Below are 8,759 nucleotides of genomic sequence, written 5' to 3'. Positions count from 1 at the left end.
GCCCGGTGTCCCCGCCCGGTGCATCGACCCTCCCCCGCGGGGCCCGGCGCGGCCGTGGGGGCTGACGGCCCGCCCGGGGGGGTGCCGCCACCACCCCGGCGGAGGGACGCAGGCCGACTGCGGTGAGGGCGCGGGTGACGGCCGGGACCGCGGTCGTGGCGCCGGGGACACCCGCGCCGCCGGGCGGGAGGGTCACCGCAGGCGTGCCGCTTCGACCTCGTGCAGGTGGACGAGGATGTCGTAGGAGCGGCCGAGGGCGACGTCCGGATCGTCCGGGGGCCAGTACAGGCCGCAGGAACGCGTGGGACGCGGCCTGTTGAGCCAGGTGTGTGCGGCCGGCCCGGCGGTGCGCAGGTCCAGGGCGAATCCGGGGCCGGCCGCCACCTGGTCCAGGACATGGTCGTTGTGGCCGTCGGGCGCCGGTACGACGGTGTACGTCCTCGGTTCCTGGGCCGCGAGGTCGGGCAGGGCGTTGACGGTGCCCCGGTTGAAGGTCATCCCGATGTTCACGTAGTCGCTGCCGAGCAGTTCACGCAGGACGCCGCCGGCGGGCTGGGGGAACTGCCGGGGGTTGTCGCTGGTGTAGGCGACATGGCTGTTGTGGGCGGCGAGGAGGGTCCCGCCGTGCTGCCGCCGTAGCAGCCAGGCGGTGTTGGCGGCCATGACCCGGTCGCGGTAGCGCATGCGCTGCGCGAAGTCCTCGTCCGGGAAGGCGTACGCGGTGAAGGTCTGCGTGATGGCCGTGGCGTTCTGCACGGCCCAGTCGTAGGACCGGGCGCCGCCGTGGTCGGGGCCGGGACGTCCCTCGTCGTACAGCAGGTGCAGAGCCTCCCGGGCGCTTTCGGCCTGCTCCCGGCGGCGAGCGGGGTCGTGGGTCAGCTGCCCTCGCATCCAGGGGCCGGCCTGTGTGCCCTCGGCCGGCCTGAGCCCCGAGTACAGTTCCTCGATGCGGTGGGCCAGGCCGGGCCGGCACGCCGCGGCGTAGTCGACGACCTGGGTGAAGGCCTCGGGACCCGGGTAGCCGAGGTCGATGCCGGCGAACCGGAGCTGCGGGTCGCCGGGGTGGCTGATGTTGTGGTGTCGCATCCAGCGGATGAGATCGAGGTACTCCTCGGTGTTCCAGAAGACGTACTGGCCCTGGAACTCCTGTTCCATGATCCGCTCCGGATCGCCGATGCCGTGCTGCACATAGGCGTTGAGCCGCAAGCCGGTGCTCCAGCTGGTCTCCAGCGCGAAGGTGGTGAAGCTCTTGTGGGTGACGAGGTGAGCGAAGAGCCGCTGCTTGAGGGTGAAGAACTCGTGGGCGCTGTGGCTCGCCTCGCCCATGCCGACGACGCGCGCTTCTCCGATCATCCGGCCGACGCGGTCCAGATCGGTCAGTGGCTGTGCCTGTGGGCCGAGCACGGCCTCCGGGCCGGGCACGGAAGGTGTGCCGGCCCGCGGAGTGCCGGTGCGGATCCTGGCCGCGGCGCGCGCGGGGTTCAGCAGACCGCGGTGTTTCCTGGCGGTTCCGGCCGTGTGGGGGGCTGTGTCGTGCGTGGTCATGCCGCCGAGTCTGGTGCAGCGGCCCCGCACTCCACGAGAGGGCCTGTCGCGCCTACGGCCCGAAATAGCGGTGCGGGGGGCCGGTGCGTTACCGGTACGGCGAGTGCGGCAGGAAGAGCAAGGCCGGCCCGGCCCGGTCTCCGCGGGGCCTGCCGGCGGATCCGACGCCGGGCAGCGGGCGGTTCACGGACGGGTGAGGACGCCTTCCCCGCTCAGGGCCCGGCCCGGAGGGGAGCCGGGCCGGGGTTCGGATGCGTCACCGCCTGCCCGCAGGGGCCGCGCCGAGCAGCTCGCCCGCCCGGGCCGCGAGCACCGGACGGTCGACCTTGCGGTTGGAGTTGAGCGGGAACTCCGCGACATGCTCGAAGTGCCGGGGCAGCATGCCCTTGGGGAGGACCTCGCGCAGCGCCCGGGCCAGTTCGGCGGGACGGCGGGCGTGGCCGGTGTAGAAGACGATGAGTTCGGTGCTGCCGTCCACCGGCCTGGCCACGGTGACCGCGTCCTCCACTCCCTCGCAGGAACGCAGCGCGTGGTCCACCTCGGCGAGTTCGACCCGCCAGCCCTGCACCTGTACCTGGGAGTCCAGCCGCCCCAGATAGACGAGCTGGCCGTCGGGCAGTCGGCGCACCCGGTCTCCCGTGCGGTACCAGACACGCCCGTCCCGTTCGGTGAAGCGCCCCTGGTCGTCCTGGGGGTCGAGGTATCCGGAGGCCATCTGCGGGCCGGTGATCAGCAACTCGCCCTCGCTGTCGGCCTCGGCGCCGTCCTCGGTGAGCAGCACGTGGTCGTGGCCCTCGTGCACGGCGCCGATCGGGACCAGTCCGTTGACGGCCAGCTGGGGCGAGGTCTGCGGGTCCCAGCGGTGCCCGGTGATGGTGACCGTGAGCTCGGTCGGCCCGTAGATGTTCTCCAGCATCGAGGCCGGGGCCGCGGTCTGCCACTCGGCGGCGTCGGCGCAGCGCAGCGCCTCGCCCGCGAAGAAGCTCCAGCGCAGGGTGGGCAGTGCGCCCGGGCGGAGGCCTCCCATGCGGCGGATGAGGGAGATCGCGCTCGGTGTGGAGAACCACACGGTGATGCCCCGCTCGGCGACGTGGGACGGGATGTCGCGGTACGCGCCCGGTGGCACCACGTCGACGATGGCGCCCGCTCCCCAGGCACAGAACAGGTCGAACATCGCACAGTCGAAGTTCAGGTCGAAAGTCTGGGTGAACACGTCCTCGGGCGTGAAGTCATAGCGGGAATCGAGGAGTTCGAAGTAGTGGTGCGTGCTGCCGTGGGTGATCGGCACCCCCTTGGGCCGCCCGGTGGAACCCGAGGTGAACAGCATGTAGGCGATGTCGGAGGCATGGACCGGACGCGGTTGTGACAGCGCCCGGGCGGGGTCGGGTTCGACGACCGGGATGCCCGGGCCGTCCCCGTCGGTCTCGCTGAGCACCGCGCGGCCCCGCTCGTCGGCTATCAGGGCCGCAGCGCCCGAGAGACCCAGCATCCGCCGAGTGCGGTCGGCGGGAAAGTCGGGGTGCAGAGGTACGACGGTCGCGCCCGCGTAGAGCCCGGCCAGGATGCCGGCGTACGCCGTGACGGTCTTTCCGGCGAGCACGCCGACCACTTTCGCGGAGCCCAGGGAGCCCGCCAGGGTCAGGGCCTGTTCGTGCAGTTCCTGGTAGGTCACGCTGTGGGACCCGATGCGCAGCGCCGGCCGCTGTGGGGACAGGGCGAGCCCGCGGAGGAAGCGCTGGTGCAGGGCGGGGCTCTGATGCTCGGTCATTCTTCCTCCGGGGTAAACACGGGGAACTGGGGGAGGTATGAGGAACGGCGGGGCGGCCCGGCGTGTCTCAGGCGGCTGCGGTCCGGCGGCGCGGGCGCATGGCCAGGCGCGGGTCGGCCTTGATGACCTCGAAGTTCCTGACCGCGGCGGAGACTCGTCCGAACAACGCGTCCTGGCCGGCCACACAGATCCGCCCCACCCCCCGGTCGCGGAGCGAGGCGAGCGTGTCGGGCCAGTCCACCGGGCGGACGCAGCCGTCCAGCAGCATGGTGCGCACCTCCTCGCCGGTGGTGAGAACGGCTCCGCCGTGGTCGGTGACGACGGGGATCACCGGGTCGCGGAACGTGAGCCCGGCCATGGCCTCGGCCTCCGCCCTGCGCCGCAGCCCGTCGAACGCGGGCGAGTGCATGGGGGGCTCCATCACGTACAGCGGCATCCCGCCGGCGGCACGCAGTCGCTCGGAGAGCCAGTCGATGCGGGACTTCGCCAGCGTGACCATGTGGAAGTCCTCGTCGACCACACAGGTGACGTCGTGCCACTCGCCCTGCTCGGCGAGCTCCGCCAGCACCTCGTCCCGTACGGCCCGGGGGGTCCGTGCGAAGGACAGGGTGGCGACCTCGTCCGGGTACTCCTCGGCGAAGTACGCGTCGAGGCAGCGGGCGAAGCGCGAGGTGTACCGCACTCCGTCGGCGAACGAGAGGGCACCGGAGCGCACCGCGGCGGCCTTGCCACCGAAACTGGGCCCGGCGCAGAAGTCGGGTTCGATGCCGAACTCCTTCTCGGCCCAGCCCGCCAGCGCCAGGCAGTTCACCATGAAGGCGATCTGCGCGCACTCGGAATAGTCACCCTCCGCCTGCCGGAAACGGTCGAAGAGGGAGTATCCGAGAACCTCGTCGGCCTCGGCGAAGAGTTGCCGGGCAAAGGGGTTGACCAGCATGAACTTGGCCACGTCGGAGAACGGGGAAGGCCCCATCCCCGGAAACACCAGGGCATTGCCGGTCCGGTTGTCAGTCTCCATGGCCACCAGTCTGTTCCCGTGTCGTCATGTCAAGAACCCCTATCGCCCCCTTAGGGGCACCGTCCGGGAGGCGCGGCTAAAGGCCCTTGAGGTACTCGGTCAGGACCTCGTGGAAAGCCTCCGGTTCCTCCAGGTGCGGCAGGTGGCTCGAATCCTCGAAGATCACCCAACGGGAGTCCGGTATCAGGTCCTGATAGGGCTGGACGGTCTTGGGGGTGGCCTCGTCGTGCCGGCCTGAGAGGATCAGCGTGGGCACCGCGATGTCGGGCAGGCAGTCCTCCACACCCCAGTCACGGAGGCTGCCGATCACGTGGAACTCGGTCGGGCCGTTCATGCTGTAGTACACCGTCGGGTCGTTGTAGACCTCGTAGAAGGACGCCTGGTACTCGCGCGGCCACGGCTTGAGCCGGCACACGTGCTTCTCGTAGAACGGCGTCATCGCCTGGTAGTACTCCTCGCTGTCCGTCGTGCCCGCGGCCTCGTGGCGCAGCAGCGTCTCGTTGACGCCCGGTGGCAACTGGGCACGCAGCACCGCCATTTCCTCGAGCCACAGCGGATAGGAGGCGGGGGCGTTGGCGATGACGAGCCCACGCAGCCCGGCGGGGCGGGCGGCGGCGTGCTTGGCCACCAGCAGGCCGCCCCAGGACTGCCCGAACAGCACGTAGTCCTCGGCGATCCCCAAGGAGGTGAGCAGGTTGTCCAGCTCGGCCTGGAACAGCTCCACGGTCCAGAAGTCCGCGCCGCGGCCGGGCAGATGAGTGGAACCCCCGTTGCCGAGCTGGTCGTAGTGCACGACCGGCCGGCCCTCCTCGGCGAGCCGGGCGAGCGGCAGCAGGTAGTCGTGCGTGGAGCCGGGGCCGCCGTGCACCACCACGACGGGCGCGAGCCCCGAGCCGAGGTCTCCGGTGACCCGGTACCACGTCTTGTACTCGCCGAACGGAACGGTTCCCTTGGCGCTGGGGGCCGGCGTCATGTCGTCACCTTTTCCATGTGTTTCTGGGCCGAGATCCACTCCTCCACGGTCCTCGCGGTGTGCTCGGCCTCCTCCTCCACGATCGTGAAGTGATCGGCGGGCACGGAGCGGTAGGTGTGTCCGGCGTGCCACGGCCGGGCCTTCCAGGAGTCGTCGTCGCCGGTGTCGTCCGGCAGGAAGCTGCGTTCGGCGCCGACGAACAGCACCGGGGTCTCGATGGCGTCGAGCCGGAAGAGCGGCAGCAGGTCGAAGTAGGCGCGCATCGCGGACAGCCCCGCCACGTCGAACAGGCCGTACTGGGCATCGCGCTCGACCAGCGCGGCGGACATCTGCTGGAACACCTGGGCCTGCATGCCGCCGCCCTCCTCCTGGGTCACCACGTAGGTGTCGACCAGGACCACGCCGGCCGCGGGCGTGCCCAGTCGCTCCAGGCGGTCCGCGGTCCCGTAGGCGAGCATGCCACCGGAGGAGTAGCCGAACAGGACGAACGGCTCGCCCTCCGCCGCGTCCAGCACGGCGTGGGCCAGCGCCGAGGTCAGCGCGTCGACGGAGGCGGGAAGGTTCTCGCCGCGCTCGAAGCCCGGCGACGGCAGCGTGGCCAGGTAGCGGACGTCACGGAAGTGGGCGGCCAGCCGGGCGTGCTGGTGCGTCCCTCCGGTGGCCATGGGGGTGCCGAGGCAGATCAACCGCGGCCGGGCGGGACCGTCCGCGAGCCGCACCGGCCGCAGCGCCACCGCCAGGTCCTCGTGACGGTCGAACGTCGGCCGCAGATCGGCCACCGCGCGCAGCAGACCGAACGCCTTGGTGGTCTCGCCGGCGAGGACGGTCCGGCGGAAGAGCCCGGTCACGGTGTCCTCGTCGTCCCGCGCGGCCCGGCCGGTGCCCGCCGCACCCGGCGTCGCGGCTGCGGTACCCGCGCTGTCCAGCACGGCCACGAGCTCGCGGGCCAGCCCCGCCGGACTCTTGCTGTCGAAGACCGCCATGGGCGGCAGGTCGATGCCGAGCGCGGTGTTGAGCGCACCGCGCAGTTCCATGGCACTGAGCGAGTCGACGCCCGCCTCCAGGAAGTCCCGCTCGGGTACGACAGCGTCGGCGGAGCTGTGCCCGAGGACACGGGCGGCGTGTTCCAGCACCAGCGTCAGCAGGGCGTTCTCCCGTTCGGCCGGCTCCAGCGCGGCCAGCTGACCGCGCAGCGCCGACGGATCCGCCTGGGCACGCGCCGTACGGCGCCTGCTGACCCGGACCAGCCCGCGCAGCAGGGCGGGCAGGTCCTCACCGGCCGAGCGCAGCGCCTTCAGGTCCAGGCGGATGGGGACGAGGGCGGGAGCGGGCAGGGCGCTCGCGGTGTCGAACAACGCCAGGCCCTGCTCGGGCGTAAGCGCGTGCACACCGGTGCTGTTCATCCGGTCGATGTCGGCCTGGCTCAGCTCACCGGCCATGCCGCCGCCCCACAGACCCCAGGCCAGCGACTGCGCGGGCAGACCCTGCGCCTTGCGGTGGGCGGCGAGAGCGTCCAGGAAGGCGTTCGCGGCCGCGTAGTTGCCCTGACCCGGGTTGCCGAAGACACCGGCGGCGGAGGAGAAGAGCACGAACGCGGTGAGGTTCTTGTCCGCGGTGAGTTCGTGCAGGTTCAGGGCCGCGTCCACCTTCGGACGCAGCACCCTGTCCACCCGCTCCGGAGTCAGGGACGCGATCACACCGTCGTCCAGGACACCCGCCACATGGACCACCGCGGATACGTCCACGTCGTGGAGGAGCGCGGCCAGCGCCTGCCGGTCGGCGGCATCGCAGGCGGCGACCGTCACCTCGGCGCCCAGATCGACGAGGCTTTCGGTCAACTCCCCCATACCAGGGGCCTGTTCACCGCGTCGGCTGGTCAGCAGCAGACGGCGCACACCGTACTCGGTCACCAGGTGCCGGGCGAAGAGACCGCCCAGGGTGCCGGTCGCCCCCGTCACCAGCACCGTCCCCTCGGCGGAGAACGTCAGGGGCTGCGCCTCCTCCACGGCCACGGGCGTACGGGCCAGACGGGCGCCGTAAGCCGCGCCGTCACGGACGACCACCTGCGGCTCACCTGCCGCCAAGGCCAGAGCGACGGCGTCGTCCGCGTCGGTGTCCTTGTCGACCAGAACGAAGCGGTCTGGCGACTCGGACTGGGCCGAGCGCACCAGACCCCACACGGCCGCACCCGCCAGGTCGGTGACGTCCTCACCCGGCAACGCCACCGCACCCCGGGTGACGAACACCAACCGGCCCTCCGCCGACTGCAACCGACTCAGCGCCTCGTGCACCGCGTTGCGCGCCGTCTGGGCGTCGCTCCCGGGGGCCGTGTGCAGGACGGTGACGTCCTCCGGCAGCGCGATGTCCTGTGCCTTGGGCAGCTGGACCCAGTCCAGCTGGAACAGCGACTCGTGGAAGGCCGAGCCGGCCGCCGCGAACTGGTCCGCCGAGATCTCCCGCAAAGCCAGGGCCTGGACGCTCGCGACCGGAGCGCCGGTACCGTCGGCGACGCTCAGCGAGACGGCGTCTGCCGAGAAGGTGAGCTTCAACCGGACCCGGGTCGCACCCGAGGCATGGAAGGACACACCCGTCCACGCGAACGGCAGCCGCGCCGAACGACTCTCACCCCCCTCACGCAACCCGATCGCGTGCAGGCAGGCGTCCAGCAGCGCCGGGTGCACCCCGAAACCCTCGACACCCGTCTCCTCCGGCAGAGCCACCTCGGCATAGATCTCCTCGGCCGAACCGGCACCGGAGCGCCAGGCTGCCGTCAGGCCCTGGAACACCGGCCCGTACTCCAGACCCGCCTCCGCCAAGCCGTCGTACAGACCTTCGACATCCACCGCCTCCGCACCCGCCGGCGGCCACTGAACCAAGTCGAACGCGGGCTCGGACGCGGCGGCGGACAGGATGCCCGTCGCGTGCAGGGTCCACTGGACCTCGTCATCGTCGTCCGTACGCGTGTACAGGCGTACCGCCCGGCGCGCACCGGAGTCGTCCGGCTCGTCGACGACGACGTGCACCACGACACCACCGTTCTCCGGCAGCACCAGGGGCGCCTGGAGGGTGAGTTCGTCCAGCCGTTCGCAGCCGACCCGGTCGCCGGCCGCCAGCGCCAGCTCCACCAGGCCGGTGCCCGGGAACAGCACGGTGCCGCCGACGGCGTGATCCGCCAGCCACGGCTGCGACGCCGTCGACAACCGGCCCGTCAGCACCACACCGTCGCTGTCGGGCAGGGTCACCGCCGCGCCGAGCAGCGCGTGTCCGGCGGGATCCAGCCCGGCCTGGGACAGCCCGCCCAATTCGGCGGCCACCCAGGACTCGGCCAGGTAGTCCAGGGTGTGGAACCAGTACCGTTGCCGCTGGAAGGCGTAGGTGGGCAGGTCGACGCGGCGGGCTCCGGTGCCCGCGTAGAACGCCGCCCAGTCGACCTTCCCACCGTGCACGGCGATCCG

The 8,759-nt window shown here is 71.7% G+C and carries 5 protein-coding genes; all 5 read right to left on the bottom strand.

Annotated features, from left to right (window positions below; genetic code table 11):
• Positions 1-192: 192 nt before the first annotated feature.
• The gene (locus ABT288_RS46410; protein WP_351622080.1) at positions 193-1,545 is read right to left on the bottom strand and encodes an erythromycin esterase family protein; all 1,353 of its coding nucleotides are present in this window, start codon (positions 1,543-1,545) and stop codon (positions 193-195) included.
• 256 nt (positions 1,546-1,801) lie between these two features.
• Complete coding sequence (locus ABT288_RS46405; protein WP_351622077.1) at positions 1,802-3,313, bottom strand: AMP-binding protein; 1,512 nt, start codon at positions 3,311-3,313, stop codon at positions 1,802-1,804.
• Positions 3,314-3,380: 67 nt separating this feature from the next.
• Positions 3,381-4,331, bottom strand: a complete 951-nt coding sequence (locus ABT288_RS46400) for an ACP S-malonyltransferase (protein ID WP_351622075.1) — start codon at positions 4,329-4,331, stop codon at positions 3,381-3,383.
• A 76-nt stretch (positions 4,332-4,407) separates the two neighbouring features.
• Positions 4,408-5,304, bottom strand: coding sequence for a proline iminopeptidase-family hydrolase (locus ABT288_RS46395; protein WP_351622072.1), 897 nt, complete (start codon positions 5,302-5,304; stop codon positions 4,408-4,410).
• Positions 5,301-8,759: type I polyketide synthase (locus ABT288_RS46390; RefSeq protein ID WP_351622069.1), on the bottom strand; the 3,459-nt coding region annotated here is incomplete at its 5' end. The genes ABT288_RS46395 and ABT288_RS46390, both read right to left, overlap by 4 nt.

The organism is Streptomyces sp. NPDC001093 (genome assembly GCF_040298985.1).
Taxonomy (GTDB): domain Bacteria; phylum Actinomycetota; class Actinomycetes; order Streptomycetales; family Streptomycetaceae; genus Streptomyces.
Note: the sequence above shows the minus strand (reverse complement) of the source record. Positions and strands in the feature narration are given on the sequence as shown.

Coding starts and splice junctions, on each gene's coding strand:
- ABT288_RS46410 (WP_351622080.1), bottom strand. CDS start 1,545: ATGACCACGCACGACACAGCCCCCCACACGGCCGGAACCGCCAGGAAA.
- ABT288_RS46405 (WP_351622077.1), bottom strand. CDS start 3,313: ATGACCGAGCATCAGAGCCCCGCCCTGCACCAGCGCTTCCTCCGCGGG.
- ABT288_RS46400 (WP_351622075.1), bottom strand. CDS start 4,331: ATGGAGACTGACAACCGGACCGGCAATGCCCTGGTGTTTCCGGGGATG.
- ABT288_RS46395 (WP_351622072.1), bottom strand. CDS start 5,304: ATGACGCCGGCCCCCAGCGCCAAGGGAACCGTTCCGTTCGGCGAGTAC.